The sequence below is a fragment of the Arcobacter sp. CECT 8983 genome (genome assembly GCF_004118855.1).
Taxonomy (GTDB): Bacteria; Campylobacterota; Campylobacteria; order Campylobacterales; family Arcobacteraceae; genus Halarcobacter.
This window is the reverse complement of the sequence record NZ_PDKF01000004.1, coordinates 764,385-791,124: the sequence shown is the minus strand read 5'-3', so window position 1 is coordinate 791,124 and position 26,740 is coordinate 764,385. Positions and strand designations below refer to the sequence as shown.

The following is a 26,740-nucleotide window of genomic DNA, read 5'->3' as shown; positions in this document are numbered from 1 at the left end:
ATAATTTAAAGCTATTATGCATACTAACTAAAAGGTTCTTTTCATGAATATTATAGATTTTGAAAATATTAATGTAGGTTATGATGAGAAGATTGTACTAAAAGATATTACCTTAAAAATAAAAGAAAAAGAACACTGGGCTATTTTAGGTGCAAATGGTTCAGGAAAATCTACACTTATGAAATTAATACAATCTGAAATTCATCCAAGAAGAACTTCAAAGTTCAAAAAAGAGATTTTAGGTAAATCTACTTATTCTGTTTTTGAACTAAGAAAAAGTCTAGGTATTATCACAAATGATTTACATAACTACTTTGCAAAAGAAGGAAGCTTTCTTACAGGATATAAAGTTGTATTAAGTGGTCATTATAGTTCTATAGGGGTTTATACTTTCCAAGACTTTTCACAAGAACAATTAAATAAAGCAAAGGAAGTTATGAGTTTTCTTGAAATAGAACATCTAAAAGATAAAAAAGTAAATGAGATGTCAACAGGTGAACTTAGAAAGTGTATTGTAGGACGAGCTTTAATTCATAGTCCAAAAGCATTTATTCTTGATGAGCCAACAGTTGGCTTAGATATAAAAGCACAAATAAACTTTATAAAAATGCTTAAAAAACTATCAAAAGAAGCAAGTATTATCTTAGTAACTCACCATTTAGAAGAGATATTTGAAGAGATAGATAATATTGCACTAATTCATAACAATACAATCTACAAACAAGGGAAAAAAGAAGAGTTACTTACAAGCAAAAACTTATCTTCTATCTTTGATATAGAAATTCATGTTAATGAAAAAAACAATAGATACTTTATAGAAGAGATTTTATAATCTCCTCTATACTTTTAGATTCTACTACGTAACAAAACAAAAGTAGCAAAAGATGAAATCATAATTCCAAGTATCATCCAAACATTTATAAACTTAAACTCAAATACCAATAAAAGTATTGCAATAGCTGCTGGGTTTAGATAAACATAGGACATTACTTTCTTAGGTCCTAAAACGATTGTTCCTTTTTGATAAAGATATGAAGTTACTAAAGTAGCAGCTATACTTAAATAAGCCATTGCTAAAAACTGTGGACTATTTATCTTGTTCCACTCTAAAGGAATATTAAAAGCTATTAAGGCAATACTCATCCAAATACTTCCACCCACAAGTGTTAAAAATACTAATACTACTAACTTATCATCTTCTTTATGAAAATACTTTGCACAGACAGAATATAAAGCCATACATAAAACTGAAGCAATAAATAAAATATCACCTTGATTTAAAGCTAAAGATAAAAACATTTGCAAGCTACCTTTAAATATCACAATACAAGTTCCTAGTATTCCTAAAAAATAAACTAAATACTGCTTTGAGGGAATTTTTTGTTTAAATACAAAAATAGAGACTATAGCTGTAAGTAAAGGTACAAGTGTAAATAGTGTTCCTGTATTTAGTGCGGTAGTATATTCTAAAGACTTAAATAAGCCAATAAAATATAAAGAGTAAAAAAAACTAATAATCATAGCTCTTTTAAATGTTGTAGTTATTTTTTTTCTAAACTCTTTTTTTAATAAAACTATTGGAGCTAAAATAACAGATGCTATAACAAACCTAAGAAGTGTAATAGAAATTGGATCAATTATTCCAGATATTTTTTGAGAAACGATAAATGAACCTGCTACTAAAAATGTAGCAAATAAAATAATAAGATGAGAGTTTAACTCTTTTGACATATTCTTCCTTTTTTTATGGAAGATTATAAAAATAATCTCTTTTTGTCATTTACATATGTTGATTTTTTAATAAATATATACTATTCTTTACAAAAAATATATGAGATATTATGAATATAAATATAAATGAAATTTTTGACTCATTAAAAAACACTATGGACTCTTATACTAAGATTTCTGAGACTACATGGAATGACTTTAAAAATATATGCACTATAAAAGAGATCAAAAAAAATGACTATGCTTTTGAACTATTTGATAAAGTTGATGCTATCTCTTTTGTTTATAAAGGATTATTTAGAACCTTCTCTACAAATGAACACGGGGAAGAGTACACAAAAAACTTCTTTTGGGAAACTAGATTTTATGGTCCTATGGTTGCACTACTTTCAAATACTGAAAATACCTCATCAGTTCAAGCTATTGAAGACTCTATTGTTGTAGATATAAACCATACAAAATATAGAGAGCTTTTATCAAAGTATGAAGACTTGAAGATGTATCATATTTTATATTTAGAAAAACATTGGATACTACAAAAAGATCATAACACTTATGCACTGGTTTTAGAAGATGCTCAAGTTAGATATGAAAGATTTTTAAAAGAGTTTGAGCACATCTTATCAAGACTATCTCAACACCATATTGCTTCATACTTAGGTATCTCACCTACTCACCTTAGTAGAATAAGAAAATCACTAAAGAGTAAAAAATGACAAAACACTCTATTATGAAAAATATTGCTTTTATTTGCATTCCCTTATTTTTATATTTTATTTTAAATAGTTTTATTGGGCAAACAAAAGACTTAATACTAATTACTTTGATTCTTTCTACTATAGTTTATTGGGCAACAAACCTAATACCTTTATATTTTTCATCACTTATATTTTTATTTACTTGTTTAGTATTTGCACTAAGTCCTAAAGAGATAATCTTTTCTGGGTTCTCTTCTTCTGCTTTTTGGTTAGTTTTTTCTGGTATGTTAATTGCAACTGCTATAAAAAATGTAAACCTAAGTAATAGATTTTCCAACTTCTTTTCTATAATCAACAATATTAGCTATTTAAAGCTTTTATCTGTTATTTCTATATTCTGCATAGCTTTTAGCTTTTTAATGCCTTCTAGTGTAGTTAGAGTTGTTTTATTAGTACCTTTAGCTATAACAATAGCAAAAGCTTTTGGTTTTGAAGAAAATGACAAAGGTTATATTGGAATACTACTTACTTTTATACTTTGTACTTCTATTCCTGCATTTACTGTTTTACCTGCAAATGTACCAAATATGATTTTAAGTGGACTTACAAAAGAGATATATGATTTTGAGCTTTTATTTTCTCACTATTTATTATCAAACTTCTTTGTTCTAGGTTTACTAAAAAATATTATAATTGTTGCTTTAATATACCTATTTTTTAAAGATGAAATAAAACATAACAAACTAGAAAAAGACACTAGTTCTTTTAGTAAAAATGAAAAAATAGTTATGATAACTTTATCTATCATGCTTCTATTTTGGTTAACTGATTTTATCCATAAAATCTCACCTAGTGTAATTGCTATGATTGGAGTTCTGTTTTTAGCATACCCAAGTATAAATATCATAAAAAGTAAAGATATAAATAGTATCAACTTCTCTTCTTTGATTTTTGTAGCTGCTATTATTAGTCTTGGAAGTATTGTTGCAAATAATGAGTTCATAAAAGAGGGACTACTTGGTATTATAAATCTATACACACCATCAGAGTATGAATTAATTGATTATATAAAAATCACTACTTTGATGTCTTTAAGTGGAACTATTATCACTCAACCAACTATTCCAGCTATTTATACACCAATAGCAGAACACCTAAGTAATATAAGTAGCTTTTCATTAAACGAAATTTTTATGATGCAAGTTGCTGCTTTTTCTAATATTTATTTTCCATTTCAAGCTCCACCTTTAGCAGTAGGACTTGCTTTATCTGGTATGAAACAAAAGTATATGATAAAAGTAATACTTCTATTAGCTATTATCACTATAACATTTTTATATCCTTTAGAGTTTTATTGGATGAGATATATAGGATAATAGTTTTAGTAGCTTTTAAAAGGTTTTTAACTAAAGTTCAATTTAGTAATGATATTCAATACTAATAATAAAATCTTTTGGAGTTACTTTGGGTTTAGAGTTTGCAATATATTTTTTAGCAGCATTTTTTGAAATATTAGGATGCTATAGTTTTTGGATGGTTTTTAAACTTCAAAAATCATCTTTTTGGCTTTTTACAGGTGTTATCTCTTTAGTTCTTTTTGCCTACTTACTTACTAGAGTAAATTTAGAGTTTGCGGGACGAGCTTATGCTATATATGGAGGTATTTATATTATCTCTTCTTTAGCTTGGCTATTTTTAGTAGAAAAACAAGCTTTTAATAAATGGGATATTTTAGGTTCTCTTGTTGTATTTGTAGGGATTTGTATTATTCTTTTTGGAAATCAAAAAGCTATAAGTAGTATATAAATGAGAGTAATTAAACTCTCATTTTATTAGTTAGATTTTTTAACAAACTCTTGTTTTAATTTAATTGCTCCAACTCCAGAAATCTTACAGTCGATATTATGACCATCATTTCCTTCTACAAGTCTGATACCTTTTACTTTTGTACCAACTTTAATACCTGAAGAGCTTCCTTTTACTTTAAGATCTTTGATAACTGTTACATCATCTCCATCTTGTAAAACTGTACCATTAGCATCTTTTACTACTAATACATCTTCATCTTCAGTTTCTACAGCATCTTTTGACCATTCATGTGCACACTCAGGACAGATTAATAAACTTCCGTCTTCATAAGTATATTCTCCATTACACTTAGGACAATTTGGTAATTGCTCCATTTCTTTCCTTTAACTTAATATAATTATAAGCGCATGTTATCATAAGTTTGGTTACATATGGGTTAATTATATATATCGAAGTATTGAGTTTACCTCATCCTCTTCTAGTGAAAAGCTCTTTATATCTAAGTCTTGTTGCATATGAGTTTTAGAAGTTGTTCCATTAAGAGGAGTTATTCCAATATGATTTAAAAACTTATAAAATATTTGGGGAACTGTTCTTTTATAGTTTCTTGCTAGAGTTTGTATCTCATCAAGTTTTAATAACTGTGGGTTTGCAGTTAGTGACCAAAAACCTTGATACATCATACCTGTTTGTCTTGCAAATTCACGTATTTCTTTATCATAAGAAGTTTCAGCATAAAATCTATTTTGTATCACCTTTGGTTTTACTTTTGCTACATCATAAATATATGCAAGTAAGTTTAAATCATAACAATTTGAAATGCCTATTTGCCCTACTTCACCAGAAATAACAAACTCTTCCATAGTCTTATATACTTTTATTAAATCTTCCAATGGGGCAAAAGGTGAATGTATAAGATAAGAGTCTATAAAATCTACTTTTAGATTTTGTTTTGACTTATAAAAAGATTTTTCTAGTTGTGTTAAAATATCATCACTAGCTTCATATGGCATATTTGTTCTGTCTTGTCCTGCTATTGGAGTAAACTTTGTTTGAATAAAGATATTTTTTCTTTCAATACCTTTTTTTATGGCATTTTCAAGTCCTATCCCAACTAAATCTTCTCTGTAGTGTTTTGGTTGACAAGCAGTATCTATAGCTTTGAAACCACATAAAAGTGCCTCTTCTACTAAAGAAGTTGTATTCTCTTTTTTCCATGCTGTTCCATAAATCATATTTGGCATAATCAATCCTTTTAACTAAGGGCTTTATTTACAGCCTCAAGTGCATGTATATATGTTGTATCAAACAGTTTTATGTTAGTATCTTCTTGAGATACTAACATCCCTATTTCCGTACAACCTAAAATAACACCTTGCGCCCCTTTATTTTCAAGTGAGTCTATTATACGTAAATACTCTTTTTTTGATGACTCTTTTATAATTCCTAAGCACAGTTCTTCATATATAATACTATGTACTATTTTTATATCCTCTTTATTAGGAACTATAACTTCAATATCAAAGTTATCATAAATTGTATTTTTATAAAAATCTTGTTCCATAGTAAAAGCAGTTCCTAAAAGTCCTACTTTTTTAATACCTTCTTTTTGAAGTTTTTTACCTGTAGCACTTGCAATATGTAAAATAGGAATATCAATATTTTCTTGGATAGCAGGAGCTACTTTATGCATAGTGTTTGTACATATAACTAAAAAATCCGCACTTGCATTTTGAAGATTTTTAGCTGCTTCACTTAATATCTTTGCTGTTTCGTCCCACTTGCCCTCATGTTGAAGCTTTTCTATCTCATCAAAATCTACACTATAGATGACTACTTTAGCACTATGCAATCCACCAAGTTGTTTTTTAACTTCTTCATTGATTTGTTTATAATATAAAGCTGTGCTTTCCCAGCTCATTCCACCAAGTAGTCCTATAGTTTTCATTTTATTCCTTTATCAATCTGTTAAATAATACTCAACAGTTGAAACAACTCTAATTTTTTTGATTTGAGGATTATTTTTATCCCTTTGAGAGATTGAAAATTGACCTTGTGAAGCTCTTTTTATTTTTCCTAGTTTGCTTTTTGAATCTATTGCAAACTTTTGAGCCACTTCTCTAGCTTTTTTTGTAGCTTCTTCTATCATCTTAGGTTTAATTTCATTTAGTTTTGTAAAGATATATTCTGTTTGATTTGTATAATTATTACCTGAAAATACTATGCCTTGTTTTCCAAGTTTTGATATAGATTTTTTTACATCTCTTACAAGATCAATATTTTTTGAATAGACAGTAATTGTTTGAAATGCATTGTATCTATAGTTTATCTTTTCATTCCCATATTGTTGTGCAACTTTGTCAGTTATTATTGGTGCTGAAAAACTTATTTCACTTTTTTCTATACCATTTGAAGTTAAAAAATTATAAATCTTTTCATTGTTTTTATCTATTGAACTATACATTTGTTCAAGGTTGTTATTAACTTCAGTATATGAAATAGGCCAAATAACAATATCTGCCTTATACTCTTTCTCAGACAAACCTTTTACTTTTACACTTCTATCATATTGCTTATAAGAAATAACTGCATTTTGAAAAAAGTATCCTAAAGTACTCAAACCTAAAAATATAAATATTCCTAAGATAAAAAAATTGATCTTACTGTTTTCTTGCATTATATTTTCCTTATTTTATAGATATATATATTTCTATTTCATTCTCTTTTGTATACTTTTCAAAGTCAAAATTATATGCTCTTTCATATTCGCAAGTCTCTGAAGCAAAATAATCCCATACATCTTTCCAAGCTTCAATTACTACTTCTGGAAATTCACCCTCTTTTGTAAATACTAAATATCTATCTTTTTCTATAGTAATAGCATTTTTAGGTTTTGTAACTTCTACTGCAATAGTATAATCATAATCTGAGTTTACATCACTTTCATATTTATTATAAACTCCATACATTGCCATAGATTTTGCTTTATTAAAAGTTTTACCTTCTATATTCTCATCTACATATCTTTGCCATAAAGCTGGTATCTTTGGATTTTCATCATTTAATTCAGTTTCATTGTTTGTTCTTGTTGTAATACCTGCTACATAAAATTTTTCTAAATATTTTACTTTCATTTGTCTCTTTCTATTTTATTTATATTATATTATCAAAAGAAGATAAAAACAATTAGATAAATAAATTTAAAATTTTAATTTTATTTATAATAAATCAAAGGTTGAGAAACTATTAAAAAACTGTTTTACAGTTCTTGCACTTTTACTTGCTCTACTTTGGGCAAACATAAGTGCATGTTTATATAGTTCTTTTTTATCACCTTTGTAATCTTTAAAATAAAAATCAACTAATTTTAAATACTCTTGTTGAGTTCCATGATAAAAAGACAACCATAAACCAAATCTATCACTTAAGGATATTTTTTCTTCTACACTATCTCTATAGTGAATCTCTCCATTAGTACCAACTTTTGTACCTACATTATCACTATGATATTCAGTGATTAGATGTCTTCTATTTGAAGTAGCATATATTTTTACATTTTTAGGTGTTGCCTCAATAGAACCTTCTAAGATTCTTTTTAAACCTTTATAACCTCGCTCTCCTTCTTCAAAAGATAAATCATCACAAAAAATAATAAACTTATATGGTAAATCTCTTATCTTGTCGATTATTTCTATCAAATCATCTAAATCTTCTCTATCAATCTCTATTAGTCTTAATTTTTGAGATTTATATTCGTTTAATACTGCTTTTATTAGTGAAGATTTTCCAGTACCCCTTGCACCCCAAAGTAAAACATTGTTTGAAGGTAAACCATCAATAAATCTTTGAGTATTTTTCATAATCTCATTTTTTTGATGATCAATTCCTAATAAGTCACTAAAAAACACTTCGTCAAGATACTTAACAGGTTTTAAATATTCATTTTTAGCTCTATAAATAGCTGCATAATTTTGTCCCCAATCTACCATAAGCTTTACCTTTTAATTAATCTTTCTTCTAAAATATTTCATTATACTAAATATTTTATAACAAAAATTACTTTTTTATATTAGTTATAAATTCTTATTGCATAGTTTAAGACTAATCTTTAACCTTAATAAAATATCTCTTTATGTAAAATCATTGTTACTATTATATATAAAGGATATTTATGCTCTCAAAAAACATTCATTATGTTATTGCATTTTTACTTGTTACATTATCTATTTTATTAACAATCTTAGTTCCAGGTGGTCCAATAGAAACAAGAGACTTTTCTCACTATAGTGAAACTACTCTATCTTTATTTAATATATTTCTTACTGCATTAGGACTTTTAAGTTTTGTTGTTGCTTTTTTAATTGCAAAGAAAAAAAACCATTCAATTGTATTAAGTGCTATTTTTGCACTTCTTTATATTTTTGTATATATGCTTGATTTATTTGAGATTTTTCCAACAAGTCCAGTAGCAATGTCAACAACACTATTTTCAATAGAATTTATCAGTACTATAATAGCTCTTGTATTAATATCTTTATGTATAAAATTCAATGACATAGAAGCTGAAAATAATGAAAATGTAAAAATCAACCTCACCTTCTATAAAATTATTTCTTTGTTAATAGTCTTATTATTTGCAATAGGAATTGTAATCTTTGCAACTAAGTCTGCAATGGGACAATGATTTAAAAGTAATAAAATATTATAACTCAACAATGTTATAATATTTATTTTAGCAATTTACTTTAATCTTTTAAAATACAAATTGTAATATTTTTAGTAAACTTAATATTATTTTATTTTAACAATTCATAGGGTTCAATATTAAATATCTTTGCTATTTTATAAATATGTCCTAAATTAAAATGTTTTCCATATTTGCAATTTTCGCAATTTGAATAAAAAGCAACTGAGTTAATGCCTATTTCCAATGCAACATCTAACTGTTTTAAATTTCTTTCTAATCTTCTCCTCTTAATGTTTCGTGATATTTTTCGATGAAAGATATCAACCTCAGATTGGGTTGAATTAGTAAAAATATTCATTATTCTATTTATCCTATAAAACTTTGTTAAACTGCAGAGAATTAAATTACAGATATATCTAAACCAATATTACTATTATATACTTAGAGGATTTTTTTATGTTTATCCTATAGGATAAATCATCTATTAAAAAAATATAATATGCAAATTAATTTGCATTATAAAAATTTTCTATGTTAAAATTATTTTTACATATCTTATACATTTCTATTTTTTTAATACTGCAAATAATAACTTATAACAATTTAAATAATTTATCCTATAGGATATAGATATTAAGTTTAGTTGTAAGCTATAATCATTATCAATTATAAAATAATAATTAAAAAGATATCTATGAATAAAAATGATTTATTTACTGAAAAAAATTATAGAATTTTACAATTAGCTGATGAAATTACACATGTAATAAATGACTGGAAAAGTAAATTAAATAAAATATATACTATGTCATCGGGAACTTTAGTTAATAGTGAAGTTGGTTTAGCTACAGATGATATGTATAATGAGACTTTAGTTTCAGTAAATGAAAATATTAAATCAATAATAAATACTATTAACTCTTTTGAGACTTTTTTATGTAATGGAAAAGAAATTAAGCAGTTTAATATTAATAATACTTTACAAAATATAATATCTTCACATACTTCTACTTATAAAAAGCATGATATCACTATTGAAACTAATTATTCTACTACAAATTATATTTATGGTTATGAGAATGAATTATCGCAAATATTTCTATATATTTTGAGCTCATTAACTAATATTTTAAAAAATAAAACTGAATCTAAATTTTTAATAATAAATACACAAAGAAATAAAAATAAAACCATAATTTCAATTAAAAGCACGAATATAACTATTGATGAAATTCCTTTTGATATTAGTCTTGAAATATCAAAAAAAATTATTGAAGAATATTATAAAGGAGAAATGAAAATAGCAAATAAAAAGTTTAAATTTAAAGGAAAAAGTGTTTATGGAATAGAGTTTTGTATTCACTTAAATAATATTAAAGAATTAAAAAAGGGATAATATGTTCAAAAATATGACAATCAAAACAAAATTAATATCTTCATTCGTTTTAATAGTTGGTCTAATTATCTGCTTAGCAGCTTATAGTATATATTCAACCAATAAAGCAGGTGAAGGATTTAACTCATATAGAAAAATGGCAAAAAATACTGCTCTTGCATCACGTATTCAAGCAAATATGCTAATGGCAAGAATTAGTGTTGTTAAATACTTAAGTACACCTACGCAAGAAAATATAAATAGCTTCGAAGACTCTTACAAAAAAACTCAAAAATTTCTTGATATAGCAAAAAAAGATATTCAACATCCAACTCGAGCTACAAATATGTTAAAAATAGAAAATGATTTAACTACATATAAAAGTAGCTTTTATGAAATAGTAAAATATACAAAAAATAAAGATAAAATATTAAATACAATATTAAATGTAAATGGCAAAAAAATTGAAACTATTTTGTCTTCTGTTTTTGAAGCTACAAAAAATGAAAAAGACCATGAAGCTTCATATCTCACTGGTAGTGCAATTAGAAGTCTACTATTAGCACGACTTTATACAATGAAGTTTTTAGAAAGTGAATCTAAAAATAACTACAATAAAGTAGAAGGTGAGTTTAAATCTTTATCTAAACATTTAACTGAATTAAGAAATACTATACAAAGTGCAAAAAGAATAACTCAACTTAATGAAGCAATTGATTTAATAAAAAAATATACAGATGCACTTACATTAATATATAAAGATACTCTTAAAAGAAGTGAAATACTTGAAAAAAAACTTAATGTTCTTGGTCCTGTCATTGCAAATTTAAGTGAAGAAGTAAAATTATCAATAAAAGAAGAACAAGATTTAATTGGACCAGCAGTTAAACAATTAAACTCAAATATGAAATCATTAATTACAACGATATCTATTATAATATTAACTTTAGCAATTTTCCTAGCAATAGCATTACCTAGAAACATATCTAACTTATTAAATACTTTCCAAATAGGACTAATAGACTTCTTTAAATACTTAAACAGAGAAATAACAGAAGTGGAGTTAATAAAAATTGACTCCACAGATGAATTTGGAAATATGACAAAAATAATTAATATTAATATAGAGAAAACAAAAAAAGGAATAGAAGAAGATAGAAGATTAATAGATGAAACGATAACAGTATTAGGGGAGTTTGAACAAGGTGACTTAATACAAAGATTAGATATAAATGTATCAAATCCAGCATTAATGCAACTAAAAGATGTACTAAATAAAATGGCAGATACTTTAGAAAACAATATTAATAATGTATTAGATATTGTTGAGGAATATTCTTCATATAACTATTTAAACAAAATATCTACAAAAGGATTAAAAGAACATCTTTTAAAACTTGCCTCTGGAGTAAATAGTTTAGGTGATTCAATAACTGAAATGTTAGTGGAAAACAAATCAAATGGCTTAACACTAGAAAAAAGTTCAAATAGCTTACTAAATAATGTAGATAAATTAAATGAAAGTTCTAATGAAGCAGCAAGTTCACTTGAAGAAACAGCAGCAGCTTTAGAAGAAATTACGAGTAATATTAGAAGTAATACAGAAAATATAGCAAAAATGTCTCGACTTTCAGATGGTGTAACTGAATCAGCAAGTAAAGGTGAAAAATTAGCAAATGACACAACTCTTGCAATGGAAGATATTAATATGCAAGTTACTGCAATTAATGAGGCTATAACTGTAATAGACCAAATAGCTTTCCAAACAAATATTCTAAGCTTAAATGCAGCAGTAGAAGCAGCAACGGCAGGTGAAGCAGGAAAAGGTTTTGCTGTTGTTGCAGGAGAAGTTAGAAACTTAGCATCAAGAAGTGCTGAAGCTGCAAGTGAAATAAAATCATTAGTAGAAAATGCAACAAATAAAGCTAATGATGGAAAAAATATTGCAGATGAGATGATTAAAGGATATAAAGTATTAAATGAAGATATTCAAGAAACAACAAATCTAATTTCTGATGTTGAGAGTGCTTCTAAAGAGCAGCTTTCTGGAATAGAACAAATAAATGTTGCAGTAAACCAATTAGATCAGCAAACACAAGAAAATGCAATGATTGCATCTGAAACACAAGATATTGCAAGCTTAACAGATCAAATAGCTAAATTTGTAGTAAGTGATGCAGATAATAAAGAGTTTAGAGGAAAAGATAATGTTGAAGCTAAAAAAAATCAAAAGAAAATAGAGACTGAAGAAAAATCAAAACCAACAATACAAAAAGAAATTATCAAAGATAAAAAAGATAATGATGATTGGGAAAGTTTTTAAATAAATTCTTAAATTGTGATAGGCTACACCCTATCACAAAATTATTCATACTTTATATTAAAACCCTCATCTTCTTTTGGTTCTTGAAAATATTTTGTAATTGCATCAAAAGTTGCTTCATCTATCAAAGGAGCATCTTTTGGTAAGTTTTCATTTCTTTTTTTTAGTTGCTCTTTACACACATCATCACTTCTTTTTACATAATACATAATATGTTCAACATTTGCTGTTTCAAATATATCTTTAAACCACTGCCTTTGAGCAACAGTATTTGCAGGGAAGTCTAAAACAACTTCATTGCCTTTTTTTAAAAGTTCAACAATAAATTCATACATCGTATCTTTTAATCTTTTTGAATACTTTATATAATCTTCAATGTTTTTTATTTCATCAGGATATAACTTTTTTAAAAGTTCATCTTCACTTAAAAAAATTGCATTATTTTCATTTGATATTTTTGTTGATAGTGTAGATTTACCTGCTGCCATTTTTCCACACATAAAATGTAATTTATTTTGCATATAACTCCTTTATAAACGAAAAGATAAAATATAAATAGAAAGTATTTCTACTACATCTACATAGTCTTGTATATTTCCTGTTGCTTTTGCAGAAAGTATTGCACCTTCTAAAGTTGAAGCTATATAAAGTGCAAGTTTTGTAGTATCACATTGTTTCATCTCTTTTTTTTCAATAGCTTTATCCAAAATATCTTTTATATTTTTTCTAAAAGACAAATAAATTTTTTCCATCAAAACTTTAAAATCACTATCAAGATTTGACATCTCTTGTATTACATTTGCGATAGGACAACCTTTATTAAAATCTCTTTGGGTAATATCTTTTAAACTTTCAATAAAAGTTTCTAAATAGTTTGATTCATTTTGTAAAATTGAAGTATATCTTTCATCAAACCTTTCATAAATCTTTTCTTCTATAGATACTAAAGCCAACTCTTTCTTATTTGCAAAAAAATGATACATTGATCCTTTGTGTACTTTTGCACTCTTTAAAATAGTTGTCATAGAAGCACCTTGATACCCCTTTTCATATATCTCTTTAAATGCTGAATTTATTAAATTGATTCTTGTATTTTTTTCCATTTTTTATTATAACATTTTGGACTTGACAAACTGGTCAAGTTTAAGTATTATTCTACTTGACCTACAGGTCAACTATAAAAGGAGAACTTATGCCACTAATTAAAACCTATGAAAAAGAAGAAGCAACTGGTGAATTACAAGAGATATATGAAGAGATAATAAAACTAAGAGGTGAAGTAGGAAATAATGCTAAACTTTTTAGTTCAAGTCCCCAGTTACTAAAACAACAACTTGAATTTATTAAATATTATGCAAATCATCAAACTTTATCAATGCCATTACTTGCTAGTATCAGAGTTTGTGTATCAAATCAAGAAAAATGTAACTTTTGTATTGATTTTAATTCTGCACTTCTTATAAACAAAGCAAAATGGAGCATAGAAGATGTGGAAAAACTAAAAAATGATATTGCTAGTCACAAATTAACAAAAGAGGAAAATACTCTTTTAAAATTTGTAATTGATTCAGTTAAAAATCCACACAAAGTAGATGAAAACATAATAAATGAACTAAAAGCACAAAGTTGGAGTGATAAAGATATATTAGATGCTTTAAATCATGGTTCAAGAATGTATGCAACAGACATACTTTTTAATAGTTTTAAAATAGAAGATTATGAAGGATAATGAGTATAAATACTCATTGCCTTTTAATTATAATACTTTTTGCATACTAAAATTTATTAACTCTATATTATTTCTTATGACTTTATTCTTTTTTACTTCTATAAAACCAGACTTCTCAAAAAATGGTTTTGCAGTGATACTTGCATCTACTCTTAATGAAGTTTGTTCTTTCTCTTTTGCTATTTTAAAAATATGATTTAAAAGCATCTTTCCTATACCACAACCTTGATACTCATGATGTACATAAAAACAATCAATATAATTCTCATAAAACTCTGCAAAACCTACAAGTTTTTCATCAAGTATTGCCAAATATGGTTTTGTTTTATTTAATCTTTCTTCCCAAGACTTATAATCAATATGCAAATTTGCCCAAGCGTTTAATTGCTCTTTTGTATACTCTTTATTGCATGTTTTATGAATGGTGTTGGTAAAAAGTTCGGGGATCTTTTTTTTATATTTCTTATCATATTGTATTATTTGCATTTAACTCCTTTAACTCATAAAAATCATCTATACCTTTTGTGATGGAGTACTTTCTCGTATTTATATTTTTTATAAAAGTTTTATCATGACTTACTACTATTAGAGTGTTTTGATACTCTTTTAAAGCTTGTTCTAAAGACTGTATAGAATCTATATCCATATGATTGGTTGGTTCATCTAATATTATAAGTTGTATATTATCCAATAAAGCCTTTGCAATAAAAAGTTTTCTAAGCTCTCCAGAACTTGTATTTTCATTGTTTAAAAGATTTTTAGGATTTGAAGATAACCTTTGAATAAGAGTAAAAAGTTCACCTTTTTTTTCATTGTTCAAACTCTTTATTGCTTCAAAAAGATTTTCTTTTTGTTTTAAATCTATCTCTTGGGGAAGATATAAATAGCTTTTAAGGGGTGTTATTTTTGAAATAAGTAGCTTTAAAAAACTGCTTTTCCCTACGCCATTATCACCTATTATGACTATTTTATCACCTTTATTCAAAGATAGATTTTCATATTTTAAAATCTTTTTTTCACCTAAATGTAATTGACCTTTTTGCAAAAGAAAAGAGAAGTTCTCTTTTTTACTCTTTTCATCTTTTATTGAAATACCTTTGTCAAAACTTTTTTCTATTTCATTTTTTTTAGAGGACAATTCTTGGGCTTTTTTAGAAAAACTTGTCACAAGTTTTGAATCAGACTTATCTTTTCCTGTAAGTTTTGCTAAGTTTATTTTCTCTTTTAGACTTTTATCTTTTGTATCTATATTTTTTTTGGACAATCTGCTTTTTGATTGGGATACTTTCTCTTTTTGTACTTGAATATTTTTTTGTAATTTTTTCACTTTATTGTTTATATTTTCATTCTCTTTTTGCAAAAAGTTAAAATATAAATCTAACTCTTCTATTGCCTTTTGGAAAGTGGTTTTATAGTTATAGATTTTTTTATTTTTTATAATAACTGTGTTATGGCACAAAGAGTTCAAAAGTTCTCTGTCATGGCTTATTAAAATACCAATGCCTTTAAAGTTTTTCAAACTCTTTATCAATATCTCTTTTGTTTTTATATCCAGATGATTACTTGGTTCATCAAGCAATAAAACATCAGGCTCTAAAAAAAGAGCAATGGCTATTTGTATGCGTTTTCGCTCGCCGAAACTTAGAGTTTCCCACCTATAAAACCACTCCTCTTCTATGTGAAGCAACTCTTTTAGCTTAAATGTTTTTGTATTGTATGTATAAAGAAACTCTTCAAAACCATTTGGTTTTTCATGAAGTTCTTGTTCACAATAATAGACCAATTCATTGCCAACGATATTTCCCTCTTGAGGGTTTAATCTTTTGGCAATAAGTTTAAAAAGTGTGGTTTTACCTGAACCATTTGAACCAACTAAACAGCTCCAACCCTTTTCAAAACTCAAATTAAGATTTGAAAATATTTCACTGCTTGTATATTTAAAAGTAAGATTATTTATTTGTAGATATTGCATATAAATTCCTTGAACTATCTATATTTAGTATCAAGGATAAGTCAGATTTTACCCTTGAATTAGAGTAAAGTATTCATTGTTTTTTCCTTTTTTATTTATGCGATAGTATATCTCTTTTCATTTTATAGTTATTTAAAAAGTAACTCTTCTCTTTGTTTTTTTGTTAGTTTCGATACTACTAAATCATATGATTCATTGACCATGTCTTTTATTGTCTCTTCTTTCATAGTCCCATCTAAAGTTATAGTATTCCAATGCTTTTTATTCATATGATAACCTGGATTTACACACTCATAAATATCTCTATAGGCTATTGCATCATTTGGATCACATTTTAAATTTATATTTAATGGAGTTGTTTTTAAACTAATAAGACCAAACATCTTATCCATAACTCTAAAGACCATAGTATCATCACCAAAAGGAAAATCTTTTGTTGCACCTTGTTTAGCCATAAATATAGATTCTATTTGTTCTAGGTTCATTATGTATTAACTCTTTTTTAATTTTTAAATTTATTGGACAGATTTAACATAATCAATGGCATTTTGAACCGCTTTTTTAACTTGGGGAGAATTTTTCCAACAACTGCTTCCCAAAATATCTGAAACAATAGCCGTAATCTCATCCACACTACTTTTAGATAAAGCCTCCAAAGAATCAATACCTATTTGCTCAAATCTTCTTATAACGGTTTCACCCTCAAACTTTACTTCTAAAAGCTTTTGTTTTTCTTCTTTTGAAAATGGCATTTTTTACCTTTGTATGGATTACATATGCTTAGAATATATCATAAAGTTTTTTTCTATTGTAAAATCTAATTTTAACTCTTTATAAAAATTCATGTTACTATAAACTTATATTATTTTCATTAATAGACATTAGTATTCCGGGAGCAATATAATGTTTATCATAAAAATTACAAATTTCTGTAACTAAGCTATCATTATTATTAATAAAATTTATAAATAATTTAAAAATATCTACATCTTCAATTTGAACATATTGGAATCCATTAAATTTAAACATAGTTTTCTTTTTTTTCTTCTTATCAATCTCTACATAATAATTTGCATATTCTAATCCTAAAGAACTACTAATTTGGATATCTCTATGTTCATAACCACCCCATGTCATACAGTGTAATAATCCAAAACTATTACCTTCATAATATTCATTGAGTATATTCGCAAATGTAGTTTTAATATTATTAGGTTCTAACCCTCCAATATATGCATAGGCATAATTATCATTTTCTAATGATAATAAATAATTTGGAATCCATAAAAAAGATTCAATAGGAGAATTAGCTTTCAAAAACTGATATATAGATAATATTGTATTTGAAGGATTATAGATTTGTATATGTCCTTTTGCAGTTTCAATTATATTTTTTTCTTTTATGGCTTGTAATGCATATAAAATACCTTGCTTCCAAATTACATTATCTTGTAAACATTTTTTTACACCTTTGGTTATTTCATCAAAAGAGGATAAACTTTTTGTAGAAAATTCTTTATAATACTTTTGTTTATTTGTACCCATACTACCTGATATTTCTTCTATCAGTATATCGTCAGTTAATAGTTTATTATTTAAAAATTTTCCGTTCCTTATTATTTCTTGAATTTCCCACTTTTCATCTTCTAACAACTTTTTTGAAAATTTTGCAGGATATCCTATTTCCATGCTATCACAATAAGGTGAAGGTTCAACGTTATCAAGAGCATACTCATGTAATAATTTAAATAAGTCATCTCCTTCATAATCTTCTTTTATGTAATTTAATTCTTCATATTGTTCTGAATCCTTTTTTATAATATCATAGTAGTGTGCTTCACTTAATACTTGTACTGCCCTATAAATAATATAGTGATAAGAAGGAATCTTATCAATAATATCAAATATTTTAGTATCAGATTTATTTCCATCAAAATTTTTATATACTTCATTTAAACTAAATAAAACTGATTCTTTTACTAGTTCATTGTATTCAGGAGATGCTTTTAATATAACTAATAAATAATCATCTATATTTTTTTGTTCTAAAACTTTTTTATGTGATATCACACCCTTATTCAAATTTCCTAAATTTTCATATAAATGAATCGAATGAATGTCACTAAGCAATCTATCATTATTTAATTCCAAAGGCTCAACAATTTTAGCTGATATAGGATTTAATTGAGTATCTATTTCTAAAAGATACCCACTAATTGATATTGATGTTTTATTTATAAATGATGAGAAAGGAACTAATAATTCTTCCCACTCTGTTGATACAATCATAACTTGTATTTCATCATTTCTTAGACTTTTATTTTCTTTTATTCCCTCAATATATTTTAAGATTTCATGTAGTGCTTCTCTTGATGAAGCTTTACTTCTTTTTAGTTCTATAATTACATAACGATTTTTTGAATCTTTTGCCAGTATATCAATAAAACCTCTAGTTCCAAGATTATTTGGCAAAAATTCTTCTTTTTTTAATAATACTAAATCAGAATCTAAAATTTTTAAATTCTCTATAAGTTTATCTCTAATTATATTTTCTGCATTTAGTTTCAAGTTTTGCCTTATCGATTTAAATTCATTTGCAATCTAAAAGTTTTTAATCAAGTCCACATAAACATCAGCTAAACCTTCAACCTCTTTAACTGTTGTTCTCTCACCTACAGAGTGAATAGTATCATTTATAACTCCAAACTCTATAGCTTCTATTCCAAAGGCTCCAAAATATCTGGCATCAGAAGTTCCACCGTGTGTTGAGTGTTTTGTAGTTACTCCAAGTACCTTTTGGATTGAAGTTTCCATAGCTTTTACTACTTTTGATTCTTTGTTTGTAACAAATGGAAAAGAGCCTTGAGTTGTCCTAAAGTCATACTCTAAACCTTCAAGATTTTTATGAATAAACTCTTCTACTGATTCTCTTGTAGTATTTGTTGAGTTTCTTACATTGAACATAAGTTTTAACTCATTTGGAGTTACGTTTGTAACTTGCATACCACCTCTTATATCAGTGATAACCATTTTACTAGGAGCAAAATATTCATCTCCATCATCAAGATTATGTCCAGCTAATTTTGGTAAAATCTCTGCAAAGTTATGCACAGGATTTATACATTTTTCAGGATATGCAGCATGCCCTTGCTTTCCTTTGATAGTGATATATCCATTGATACTTCCTCTTCGCCCTACTTTAATTGCATCACCAAAAACTTCTTCACAAGTTGGTTCTGCTACAACTGCATATTGTGGTATGAAGTCAATTTCTTTTAAGTGTTCTAAGGCTTTGATAGTTCCGTAAGTTCCTTCACCCTCTTCATCACTTGTCATTAAAATTGAAAGTGTTCCATCAAAGTTTTTTGCATGTTTACAAGCATATAAAAAGGCAGCATCACCACTTTTCATATCTTGGGCACCTCTTGCAGTAATTACTCCATCTATAATATCAGCAGCAAAGGGATCACCATCCCAACCCTCACCTGGAGGTACAACATCAATATGTCCTGCAAAACATAGGTGCTGAGGATTGTCATTAAACTTTTTATAATAAAATCTGTTTTTAGTATCTTCTCTATCGATATTTATGCAAGTCCATTCCTCGCCTAAATACTCCTCTATAAAATCAAATGCTCCATCATCATCAGGAGTAACAGATTTAAACCTTAATAATTTTTGAAATAATTCTATAACTGTCATTGTTTTCCTTTATTGTAAACGGATTGTAGCTAATATTTAGTTATAATAATATTGAATACATAAAAAGGCTATGCCATGAAGAACAATAAATTAGCTTTAATATTATCATCTATATTAATCATCTATTCAATCTTAGGTTTTGTTGCTGTTCCTAAAATAGTAAAACCTATTATTATTGATAATATAAATGCAAACATTACACAAAAAGCTAGCTTAGAAAAAGTATCTTTTAATCCATTTTTATTTACGGTTACACTAGAAAATTTAAAAGTTCAAGATAAAAAAGAGACAACATTTTCAGTTGATTCATTGACTATTGACTTCAATCTTTTTAGAACTATTACTGAAAAACATTTAGCATTTCAAGATTTACAATTGATTAATCCTTATATTCATATAATTGAAAATGAAAATAAAAGTTTTAATCTAGAAAAGTTAATTAAAACAAGTGAAAAAAGTGATTCGAAAAAAGAGTCTAAAACAGATAAAGCAACAGAGCCAATCAAGTTTCAGATCTATAAAACAACTATTCAAAAAGCAAAAATTAAATTTACAAAACTACAAAAGGGTAAAAAACCTTTTGAAACTAATATCAACGAGTTTAACTATACATTTTATGATATAGGTACCTTTAGAAATATTTTGGCATCTCATAGTTTAGATATTTTAGTAAATAAACATACAAAACTAGATATAAATGGTGGGCTTAGAGTTTATCCTTTCCATATGTATGGGAATGTAAAACTTTCAAATTTAAGACCAAATGAGTTTTTACCATATAAAGAAGAGTTATTTAACTTCAAGCTAACAGATGAAACTAATATTAACTTAGACTTCGGATATAACGTAGATACAAAAAAAGAGTTGGAAGTAAAAGTCAACAATCTAAATCTTGCCCTTACAAATTTAAACATCATGCAAAACAAACACTCAACTGTATATTTAAAAGCTCTAAAAATAGATGATTTAAACCTTAACTATCCAAAAAATAGTGTAGATATTAAAACTTTTACTTTAGACCAATTAAATACTAAGATTATCAAAGATGAAGAAGAGACTATAAATCTTACAAAGTTAGTAAATATTGAAGAAGAAAAAGATACAAAAAAAGAAGAAACAAAAACACAAAATGAAACTTCTAAACCATGGAAGATAAACTTAACAAATACAAATATTGATAATACAAAAATCTCTTTTGATGACAAGAAAACATTATTTTCAACAATAATTAAAGATATAAATCTTAAAGGAAAGAACCTAAAAGTTAATAACAAAGATATTACAATTGATTATCTTAATCTAAAATCACAAGAAATAAAAGTATCTGACAAAAAATCAAAAACTTATATAACAACAAAGGATTTTGATATAAATCTAAATGAAATAGAAAATAAAAATCAAGATGTAGAGATATCAAAAATAACTGTAAATAAACCAACTATTTTAATAAATGATGCAAAAACAGATAAAAAGATTTCTATTAATGAAATTCTTATTGATGTAAATAAAATTAAAAAAATAGATAACAAAGTAACTGTAAATAATATAAGAGTAAATGAACCAAATTTTAGTTTTAAAGATAATAAAGCGAAAACTGATATCAAAGCAAAAGATATTGAATTATTAATAAATGAAATCACATACAATAATAACGAATTAAAAATTGTTTCATCTTCGATAAATAAACCTTTTATAGCTATAACACTAGATAAAAAAGCTAAAGCTAAAACTAAAGAAGAAGTAAAAAAAGTAGTAGAGAAAAAAACAGAAACAAAAAAAGAAAAAAACAATTTCTCATTTGATATTGGTCCTTTAAAAATCAAAAATGCTCAAATGGCATTCCAAGATAAAAACTTACCAATACCATTTAAAGCAAATATATCAAAACTAAATGGAGATTTTTCAAGACTTAACTCTAGTTCTTCAAAACCCACAAAACTTAAAATGGAAGGTAAAGTTAACAAGTATGGTTATACAAAAATTATGGGAACTGTAGATATAACTGATATAAAACTACTAACTGATACAACAGTTTTATTTAAAAATATAGCTATTAAAAACTTCACTCCATATTCTGGAAAATTTTTAGGAAGAGAGATTGATAGTGGAAAGCTAGACCTAAATTTGAAATATAATATTAGAAAATCTAACCTAAATGCAAATAACTCTATTATCATTAGTGATATAAGATTAGGAGATAAAGTACAAAGTGAAGATGCTGCAAACTTACCTCTTGATTTAGCTGTAGCTCTTTTAGAAAATAGTGATGGAATTATTGATTTAGAAATTCCTATTAGTGGAGATTTAGATAACCCTCAATTTGCTATTGCTCCAATTGTATGGAAAGTGTTTAGAAACTTAATTGCAAAAGCTATTTCTTCGCCATTTACTCTTTTAGCATCTGTACTTGGAATTGAAGCAGACAAGATAAAAAGTATCGATTTTGAGTATGGAAATACTGCTATTATAGAATCTGAAAAAGAGGCATTAGATAATATTGCAAAAATTCTTGAAAAGAAAAGAAGACTTGCAATTAATATAACTCCTTCATATCACCAAGTTTACGATAAAAAAGTCTTACAAAATAAAAAATTTGAAGAGTTTTTAGAAAAAAGAATGAAAAAAATAGTAAAAGGAGATGAATACAAAAAGGCTTTAGAAAACCTATTTGAAGAAACCTTTAAAGATAAAGACTTAGATACGATAAAAGAAATGTTTGAAAAAACAGACAAAAAAGGAACAAAATATTTTGATGAAAAAGCTTATGTTAAAAGACTAAGAGAAAGTCTTGCCGCCTTACAAGAAGTTACTACAAAAGAGTTAGAAAACTTAGCTAAAACTAGAACACAAAATATTTTAGACTACCTAATTAATGAGAAAAAGACAGATAAAAATGCAATTGTACTTGATGATAAAATAAATGTACAAATTGATAAAAAAGATAAATGGGCAAAATTTAAATTAAATGTATCAGTAAAAAGATAAGATAAGTTTTACTTATAAACAAATTATTTTATTTACTTATAATTATTATAATAGTAATATTTCTTTAATGTATCATTTAAAGGAATATTATTATGAAAAAACTACTATTACTTATCTTTGTTATTGCTCTATTTTTTGCTTATGGAATATATGAACAAGTAAATAAAAAAACTATCAAATCAAAAAGATTAACTTGCCAAGAAAAAACAACTACTTTTGAAAAAATCTCAAATAAAGAAAAAATTAAAGAAGCTATTGAACTACTAAAATCACAAAATATAGAAATAATTTCAGATATTGAGTACTCAAAGATTATGAAGTCAGTTTTAATCAATTATTATTCTAAAAATGAATTACAAAAAGAAGTAAGTGAAGTTCTTAGCTTATATTTTACTTCAAATAAAGATTCAAAGAAGAAACTTGAAATAGATTATTATATATATGAAAATGACAAAGAAGATAAAGGCAAAAAAAATAAAAAAGCTAAACTTTACGCTGGTTATTTAGTATTTGAATTCAAAATTAATAAAAAACAAATTTATAAGATACAAACTGACTATATGAAACAAGATGGAAGTGACATAAAAAATAGAATAGAATGTGTATTTAAATCATTTATTAGCATAAAATAGAAAATCTATTTTATGCTTTTTTTTCATGAATAAATACATCTCTTATAGGGAAAGGAATTTCGATAGAATTTTTCTTTAAAGTCTCAAAAATAGCAAAATTTACTTTGTATTGTGTCTCAAAATAGTTATTTGTTTTTGCCCAATATCTATACTCAATATTAACAGAAGAGTCACCAAACTCTTTTATTCCAACTTGAGGTTTAGCCTCTTTTGAAATATACTCTTCAAACTTGTTTAACTCATTTAAAATTAAAGAGATAGTCTTATCCATATCACTATTATATGCAACTCCAATAGTTGCTTCAACAATTCTATAATCAAAAGAGTTAACAATAACCTCTCCAATAATATATTTATTTGGAACTGTGATTTGTTCTCCATCTTCTGTTAAAAGTACTGTATATCCTAACTTTATCTCTTCAACGACGCCAAACACATCTTGTACTGTAATCGTATTTCCTACAATAAAAGGTCTAGTAATAATTATAGAAAGCCCTGCTCCATAGTTTGATAAAGTTCCTTGTAAAGCAAGTCCTGCACCAAGTGAAGCAGCACCAATACCAGCTATAAAGGGTGTTAATGTAATACCTAGTTTTCCAACTGCAATTATTATTGCACCAATTATAATTGCAAACTTTACAGTATTTACTATAAACTTTGTAAGAGTAACATCCAAATTATTTTTATCACAAAGTCTTTGTACAGCTTGAGATACTTTTTTACCTATAAAAAATCCAAGTATTAAGATAATTATAGCACCAATAATTTGGAAACTATAATTCATAAAAAACTCTATTAAAAGGTTATATACTTTTTGTATTGATTGGATTTCTTGTTCCATTTGTTCCATACTTTTCCCTTATAGTTTTATAACTTTTGCACCAAAACCACCACTACTTGGGTGGGCATCTTCGTATGCTTTTATTTTTGGATGTTTGTCAAGATACTTCTTTGTAGCTGCTGCTAATTTTCCAGTACCAATACCATGGTAAACTAAAACTTCATCAAATCCTGCAATTAAAGAGTCAGAAATAAACTTATCTAAGTTTTCTAATGCCTCTTCTACTCTTTGTCCATGTAAGTCTAGTTTTACATGACCAGAATCTGGTTTTTGAACTGTTACAGTTGCTTTTGGTTTTTGTTTTATTTTAGGAGGATTTCCACTTCTTGAAAGGTCAACTAATGGAACTTGAAGTCTCATACCTAATTCATTTTCAATGAAAGCACGTTTACCTTTGATTGAGATAATAACTCCTTTAGAGTTTCTATATTTAACTCTATCACCCTCTTTTAAGTTCTCCTCAACATCTTTAACTTTTTGGGTTTTAATTTGTGAAGCTTTTTCATGGGCTGTGTTTAAGTGTCTATGTCCCTCTTTAGAGATTTTTGCTTTAATTGCTTTTTTAGCTTCATCTCTTGCATCTCTATACTCTTTGTGAAGTTTTGATTTTTCCATGAAAATATGATTATCTAGACTCTCTTTTGTATCTTTTAGATTTCTATTTAATCTTTCATGCTCTTTTATCTCTTCATCAAGTTTTGCAATCTTTTGTTTTAACTCAATTTCTAAGGCTGAACTTCTTTCTATAAGTTCATTTAACCTATCTTTATCTTCCCCATAAACTTCTTTTGCTCTTTTGATTACATTATGAGGAATTCCATATCTACTAGCTGTTTCAAAGGCATATGATTTACCAATAGTTCCTTGTAAGAACTCATAAGTTGGCTTTTGATTTGCTTCATCATAAAGAGCTGCTATTAACTCAACATTTTCATTTGATGCCATAAGTGCTGCAAGTCTTTTGTGGTGAGTTGTTATAATAATCTTCATATCTTTTTGAATTAAGTCTTCAATTATCACTTTAAACAGACTTGCTGCTTCATCTGAATCTGTTCCAAGTTCTATTTCATCCACTCCAACAATTGCACCTTTACTAGAGAATAGTTTAGAAAACTCTACCATTCTTCCTGCAAAAGTTGAGATATCATTTTTTACACTTTGTGGATCATCTAAAACTGCTTGAATTGATTTGAAATTTCCAATTTCTGTCTCATGGTGAGCATTATAAGGAAGTAAATATTTAGATAAAAACACTGCACTTAAAATGGATTTTAACATCATAGTTTTACCACCAGCATTTACACCAGTAATCATAATAACTGATTTGCTAAAATCAATAGAAATAGGTTTTGGCTCATGAAGTGCTGGATGCTTAAACTCTACAAGTCTATTTTTACCTTTTTTATTCGGTAAAATAAAGTTTTTATCACCAATTTTTGCAAAATGAAGTCTTGCTTGATAATGATCAAACCTATCAAACTCTTTATTTATAAACTTTAAAAATAGTAAATGCTTTTCAAAAGTAGAAGTGATTTGTTTACAAAGTTTTAATAAAATCTCTTCTTGTTTATTTTGTAAATCATTTTGTTTTTGTTTTAAAGTACTAACACTATGTGGTAAAACATAAAAGAATCCAGAGTTTGACCTGTCTAAAACCTGTGCTTTTAAAACATGATTAAAACCACCTCTTACAAGTAAACACTCTTCACCATTTATATAATGAACTTGAGAGTCAACCATATAAGATCTAATTTTACTTGAATTTATAGTTTTATAAAGATTTTGTTTTATCTCTTGTTTATTCTGTTTTATTGCTTCAACTACTCTGTCATAATCTTCATCAATACCATGTTTTAGTTTTGCTTTTTCATCAAAATAATCACAAATTTTTATAAGCTCTTCGGGAATAATAATTTTTTCTATCCACTCTTCTAGTTTTCCTTCAAAAGAGAATTTTTTTAGATATAAAAAGTAATTAATGATTTTTATAAATTCATATATTTCATAAGATTTTAAAATACCTTGTTTTTGAATATGAATTATTTGTGTATCTAAATTTTCTACATTTACTGGTTGTTTTATTTCAAAATTTGAAAGCTCATTTATTAATCTAAAGTGAAGATTGATATCACCTTCTAACACTACAGGCTTCTGCCTTGCAAAAAGTTTTGAAAAAGAGTCTATATACTCTACTAAATCTAATTTTTTTAATATTTCATTCATAGGCGCATTATATCTTAAAAGCATTGATTATTT

26 protein-coding genes and 1 pseudogene are annotated in these 26,740 nt (G+C 26.4%); 10 read left to right on the top strand and 17 right to left on the bottom strand.

The window, feature by feature from the left end:
* Nucleotides 1-43 precede the first annotated feature (43 nt).
* Nucleotides 44-832, top strand: coding sequence for an ABC transporter ATP-binding protein (locus CRV01_RS06900; RefSeq protein ID WP_129007441.1), 789 nt, complete (start codon nt 44-46; stop codon nt 830-832).
* Between the two features lie 14 nt (nt 833-846).
* Here the strand turns inward: CRV01_RS06900 and CRV01_RS06895 are convergent, their stop codons facing one another.
* Nucleotides 847-1,731, bottom strand: coding sequence for a DMT family transporter (locus CRV01_RS06895; protein WP_129007440.1), 885 nt, complete (start codon nt 1,729-1,731; stop codon nt 847-849).
* Between the two features lie 110 nt (nt 1,732-1,841).
* Between CRV01_RS06895 and CRV01_RS06890 the strand changes: the two genes are divergently transcribed.
* From CRV01_RS06890 to CRV01_RS06880, 3 genes are all read left to right on the top strand, one after another.
* Nucleotides 1,842-2,447, top strand: coding sequence for a Crp/Fnr family transcriptional regulator (locus CRV01_RS06890; RefSeq protein WP_129007439.1), 606 nt, complete (start codon nt 1,842-1,844; stop codon nt 2,445-2,447).
* Nucleotides 2,444-3,805 (top strand): SLC13 family permease, encoded by a 1,362-nt coding sequence (locus tag CRV01_RS06885; RefSeq protein ID WP_258238340.1) that lies wholly within the window; start codon nt 2,444-2,446, stop codon nt 3,803-3,805. The genes CRV01_RS06890 and CRV01_RS06885 overlap by 4 nt, the downstream gene beginning before the upstream one ends.
* Before the next feature lie 88 nt (nt 3,806-3,893).
* Nucleotides 3,894-4,235, top strand: coding sequence for a YnfA family protein (locus tag CRV01_RS06880; protein ID WP_129007438.1), 342 nt, complete (start codon nt 3,894-3,896; stop codon nt 4,233-4,235).
* Nucleotides 4,236-4,261: 26 nt separating this feature from the next.
* Here CRV01_RS06880 and CRV01_RS06875 read toward each other — a convergent pair whose 3' ends face one another.
* From CRV01_RS06875 to CRV01_RS06850, 6 genes are all read right to left on the bottom strand, one after another.
* The gene (locus tag CRV01_RS06875) at nt 4,262-4,612 is read right to left on the bottom strand and encodes a zinc ribbon domain-containing protein YjdM (protein ID WP_129007437.1); all 351 of its coding nucleotides are present in this window, start codon (nt 4,610-4,612) and stop codon (nt 4,262-4,264) included.
* A gap of 66 nt (nt 4,613-4,678) precedes the next feature.
* Nucleotides 4,679-5,482, bottom strand: coding sequence for an aldo/keto reductase (locus CRV01_RS06870; RefSeq protein ID WP_258238339.1), 804 nt, complete (start codon nt 5,480-5,482; stop codon nt 4,679-4,681).
* An 11-nt stretch (nt 5,483-5,493) separates the two neighbouring features.
* Complete coding sequence (locus CRV01_RS06865) at nt 5,494-6,186, bottom strand: aspartate/glutamate racemase family protein (RefSeq protein ID WP_129007435.1); 693 nt, start codon at nt 6,184-6,186, stop codon at nt 5,494-5,496.
* Between the two features lie 12 nt (nt 6,187-6,198).
* Entirely contained in the window at nt 6,199-6,915 is a 717-nt protein-coding gene (locus CRV01_RS06860) for an SIMPL domain-containing protein (protein ID WP_129007434.1), read from the bottom strand.
* Between the two features lie 10 nt (nt 6,916-6,925).
* Complete coding sequence (locus CRV01_RS06855; RefSeq protein ID WP_129007433.1) at nt 6,926-7,372, bottom strand: GyrI-like domain-containing protein; 447 nt, start codon at nt 7,370-7,372, stop codon at nt 6,926-6,928.
* 84 nt (nt 7,373-7,456) lie between these two features.
* A complete protein-coding gene (locus CRV01_RS06850; RefSeq protein WP_129007432.1) occupies nt 7,457-8,227 on the bottom strand; it encodes an ATP-binding protein in 771 nt (256 codons plus the stop codon).
* Between the two features lie 182 nt (nt 8,228-8,409).
* Here CRV01_RS06850 and CRV01_RS06845 point away from each other — a divergent pair, with 182 nt between their 5' ends.
* From CRV01_RS06845 to CRV01_RS13925, 3 genes and pseudogenes are all read left to right on the top strand, one after another.
* Entirely contained in the window at nt 8,410-8,922 is a 513-nt protein-coding gene (locus CRV01_RS06845) for a hypothetical protein (protein WP_129007431.1), read from the top strand.
* A gap of 697 nt (nt 8,923-9,619) precedes the next feature.
* Nucleotides 9,620-10,321, top strand: a complete 702-nt coding sequence (locus CRV01_RS06835; RefSeq protein WP_129007430.1) for a HAMP domain-containing histidine kinase — start codon at nt 9,620-9,622, stop codon at nt 10,319-10,321.
* Nucleotides 10,322-11,372: 1,051 nt separating this feature from the next.
* A pseudogene (locus tag CRV01_RS13925) lies at nt 11,373-12,623 on the top strand (methyl-accepting chemotaxis protein); the annotation flags it as partial.
* 41 nt (nt 12,624-12,664) lie between these two features.
* Here CRV01_RS13925 and CRV01_RS06825 read toward each other — a convergent pair.
* Both CRV01_RS06825 and CRV01_RS06820 read right to left on the bottom strand, forming a co-directional pair.
* Entirely contained in the window at nt 12,665-13,144 is a 480-nt protein-coding gene (locus tag CRV01_RS06825) for an ATP-binding protein (protein WP_129007428.1), read from the bottom strand.
* Between the two features lie 9 nt (nt 13,145-13,153).
* The gene (locus tag CRV01_RS06820; RefSeq protein ID WP_129007427.1) at nt 13,154-13,726 is read right to left on the bottom strand and encodes a TetR/AcrR family transcriptional regulator; all 573 of its coding nucleotides are present in this window, start codon (nt 13,724-13,726) and stop codon (nt 13,154-13,156) included.
* Between the two features lie 89 nt (nt 13,727-13,815).
* On the opposite strand from CRV01_RS06820, the gene CRV01_RS06815 reads away from it, so the two are divergent.
* The gene (locus CRV01_RS06815; protein ID WP_129007426.1) at nt 13,816-14,352 is read left to right on the top strand and encodes a carboxymuconolactone decarboxylase family protein; all 537 of its coding nucleotides are present in this window, start codon (nt 13,816-13,818) and stop codon (nt 14,350-14,352) included.
* A 27-nt stretch (nt 14,353-14,379) separates the two neighbouring features.
* Here CRV01_RS06815 and CRV01_RS06810 read toward each other — a convergent pair whose 3' ends face one another.
* The 6 genes from CRV01_RS06810 to dapE form a co-directional block, all read right to left on the bottom strand.
* The gene (locus tag CRV01_RS06810; protein WP_129007425.1) at nt 14,380-14,838 is read right to left on the bottom strand and encodes a GNAT family N-acetyltransferase; all 459 of its coding nucleotides are present in this window, start codon (nt 14,836-14,838) and stop codon (nt 14,380-14,382) included.
* Nucleotides 14,819-16,324, bottom strand: a complete 1,506-nt coding sequence (locus tag CRV01_RS06805) for an ATP-binding cassette domain-containing protein (RefSeq protein WP_129007424.1) — start codon at nt 16,322-16,324, stop codon at nt 14,819-14,821. The genes CRV01_RS06810 and CRV01_RS06805 overlap by 20 nt, the downstream gene beginning before the upstream one ends.
* Nucleotides 16,325-16,452: 128 nt before the next feature.
* Nucleotides 16,453-16,809: an MmcQ/YjbR family DNA-binding protein gene (locus CRV01_RS06800; RefSeq protein ID WP_129007423.1), complete on the bottom strand. Its 357-nt coding sequence runs from the start codon at nt 16,807-16,809 to the stop codon at nt 16,453-16,455.
* Nucleotides 16,810-16,839: 30 nt separating this feature from the next.
* Nucleotides 16,840-17,076 carry a helix-hairpin-helix domain-containing protein gene (locus tag CRV01_RS06795; RefSeq protein WP_129007422.1) on the bottom strand — a complete coding sequence of 79 codons (237 nt, stop codon included), beginning with the start codon at nt 17,074-17,076 and terminating at the stop codon, nt 16,840-16,842.
* Between the two features lie 97 nt (nt 17,077-17,173).
* Entirely contained in the window at nt 17,174-18,892 is a 1,719-nt protein-coding gene (locus CRV01_RS06790) for an endonuclease NucS domain-containing protein (RefSeq protein ID WP_164970025.1), read from the bottom strand.
* A gap of 33 nt (nt 18,893-18,925) precedes the next feature.
* Nucleotides 18,926-20,026, bottom strand: coding sequence for a succinyl-diaminopimelate desuccinylase (dapE, locus tag CRV01_RS06785; RefSeq protein WP_129007420.1), 1,101 nt, complete (start codon nt 20,024-20,026; stop codon nt 18,926-18,928).
* Between the two features lie 75 nt (nt 20,027-20,101).
* Between dapE and CRV01_RS06780 the strand changes: the two genes are divergently transcribed.
* Nucleotides 20,102-23,011, top strand: a complete 2,910-nt coding sequence (locus tag CRV01_RS06780) for a DUF748 domain-containing protein (RefSeq protein WP_129007419.1) — start codon at nt 20,102-20,104, stop codon at nt 23,009-23,011.
* A gap of 92 nt (nt 23,012-23,103) precedes the next feature.
* Nucleotides 23,104-23,643: a hypothetical protein gene (locus CRV01_RS06775; RefSeq protein ID WP_258238338.1), complete on the top strand. Its 540-nt coding sequence runs from the start codon at nt 23,104-23,106 to the stop codon at nt 23,641-23,643.
* 10 nt (nt 23,644-23,653) lie between these two features.
* Here the strand turns inward: CRV01_RS06775 and CRV01_RS06770 are convergent, their stop codons facing one another.
* Entirely contained in the window at nt 23,654-24,493 is an 840-nt protein-coding gene (locus tag CRV01_RS06770; protein ID WP_258238337.1) for a mechanosensitive ion channel family protein, read from the bottom strand.
* Between the two features lie 9 nt (nt 24,494-24,502).
* Nucleotides 24,503-26,707 carry an endonuclease MutS2 gene (locus CRV01_RS06765; protein WP_129007417.1) on the bottom strand — a complete coding sequence of 735 codons (2,205 nt, stop codon included), beginning with the start codon at nt 26,705-26,707 and terminating at the stop codon, nt 24,503-24,505.
* Between the last annotated feature and the right edge of the window lie 33 nt (nt 26,708-26,740).

Bases quoted from the DNA above. Each gene is read 5' to 3' on its own strand.
- CRV01_RS06850 (WP_129007432.1), bottom strand. From the start codon at position 8,227: ATGGTAGATTGGGGACAAAATTATGCAGCTATTTATAGAGCTAAAAAT.
- CRV01_RS06770 (WP_258238337.1), bottom strand. From the start codon at position 24,493: ATGGAACAAATGGAACAAGAAATCCAATCAATACAAAAAGTATATAAC.
- CRV01_RS06795 (WP_129007422.1), bottom strand. From the start codon at position 17,076: ATGCCATTTTCAAAAGAAGAAAAACAAAAGCTTTTAGAAGTAAAGTTT.
- CRV01_RS06875 (WP_129007437.1), bottom strand. From the start codon at position 4,612: ATGGAGCAATTACCAAATTGTCCTAAGTGTAATGGAGAATATACTTAT.
- CRV01_RS06870 (WP_258238339.1), bottom strand. From the start codon at position 5,482: ATGCCAAATATGATTTATGGAACAGCATGGAAAAAAGAGAATACAACT.
- CRV01_RS06855 (WP_129007433.1), bottom strand. From the start codon at position 7,372: ATGAAAGTAAAATATTTAGAAAAATTTTATGTAGCAGGTATTACAACA.
- dapE (WP_129007420.1), bottom strand. From the start codon at position 20,026: ATGACAGTTATAGAATTATTTCAAAAATTATTAAGGTTTAAATCTGTT.
- CRV01_RS06775 (WP_258238338.1), top strand. From the start codon at position 23,104: ATGAAAAAACTACTATTACTTATCTTTGTTATTGCTCTATTTTTTGCT.
- CRV01_RS06780 (WP_129007419.1), top strand. From the start codon at position 20,102: ATGAAGAACAATAAATTAGCTTTAATATTATCATCTATATTAATCATC.
- CRV01_RS06845 (WP_129007431.1), top strand. From the start codon at position 8,410: ATGCTCTCAAAAAACATTCATTATGTTATTGCATTTTTACTTGTTACA.
- CRV01_RS06825 (WP_129007428.1), bottom strand. From the start codon at position 13,144: ATGCAAAATAAATTACATTTTATGTGTGGAAAAATGGCAGCAGGTAAA.
- CRV01_RS06895 (WP_129007440.1), bottom strand. From the start codon at position 1,731: ATGTCAAAAGAGTTAAACTCTCATCTTATTATTTTATTTGCTACATTT.
- CRV01_RS06865 (WP_129007435.1), bottom strand. From the start codon at position 6,186: ATGAAAACTATAGGACTACTTGGTGGAATGAGCTGGGAAAGCACAGCT.
- CRV01_RS06885 (WP_258238340.1), top strand. From the start codon at position 2,444: ATGACAAAACACTCTATTATGAAAAATATTGCTTTTATTTGCATTCCC.
- CRV01_RS06820 (WP_129007427.1), bottom strand. From the start codon at position 13,726: ATGGAAAAAAATACAAGAATCAATTTAATAAATTCAGCATTTAAAGAG.
- CRV01_RS06815 (WP_129007426.1), top strand. From the start codon at position 13,816: ATGCCACTAATTAAAACCTATGAAAAAGAAGAAGCAACTGGTGAATTA.
- CRV01_RS06765 (WP_129007417.1), bottom strand. From the start codon at position 26,707: ATGAATGAAATATTAAAAAAATTAGATTTAGTAGAGTATATAGACTCT.
- CRV01_RS06810 (WP_129007425.1), bottom strand. From the start codon at position 14,838: ATGCAAATAATACAATATGATAAGAAATATAAAAAAAAGATCCCCGAA.
- CRV01_RS06860 (WP_129007434.1), bottom strand. From the start codon at position 6,915: ATGCAAGAAAACAGTAAGATCAATTTTTTTATCTTAGGAATATTTATA.
- CRV01_RS06835 (WP_129007430.1), top strand. From the start codon at position 9,620: ATGAATAAAAATGATTTATTTACTGAAAAAAATTATAGAATTTTACAA.
- CRV01_RS06890 (WP_129007439.1), top strand. From the start codon at position 1,842: ATGAATATAAATATAAATGAAATTTTTGACTCATTAAAAAACACTATG.
- CRV01_RS06900 (WP_129007441.1), top strand. From the start codon at position 44: ATGAATATTATAGATTTTGAAAATATTAATGTAGGTTATGATGAGAAG.
- CRV01_RS06800 (WP_129007423.1), bottom strand. From the start codon at position 16,809: ATGAACCTAGAACAAATAGAATCTATATTTATGGCTAAACAAGGTGCA.
- CRV01_RS06805 (WP_129007424.1), bottom strand. From the start codon at position 16,324: ATGCAATATCTACAAATAAATAATCTTACTTTTAAATATACAAGCAGT.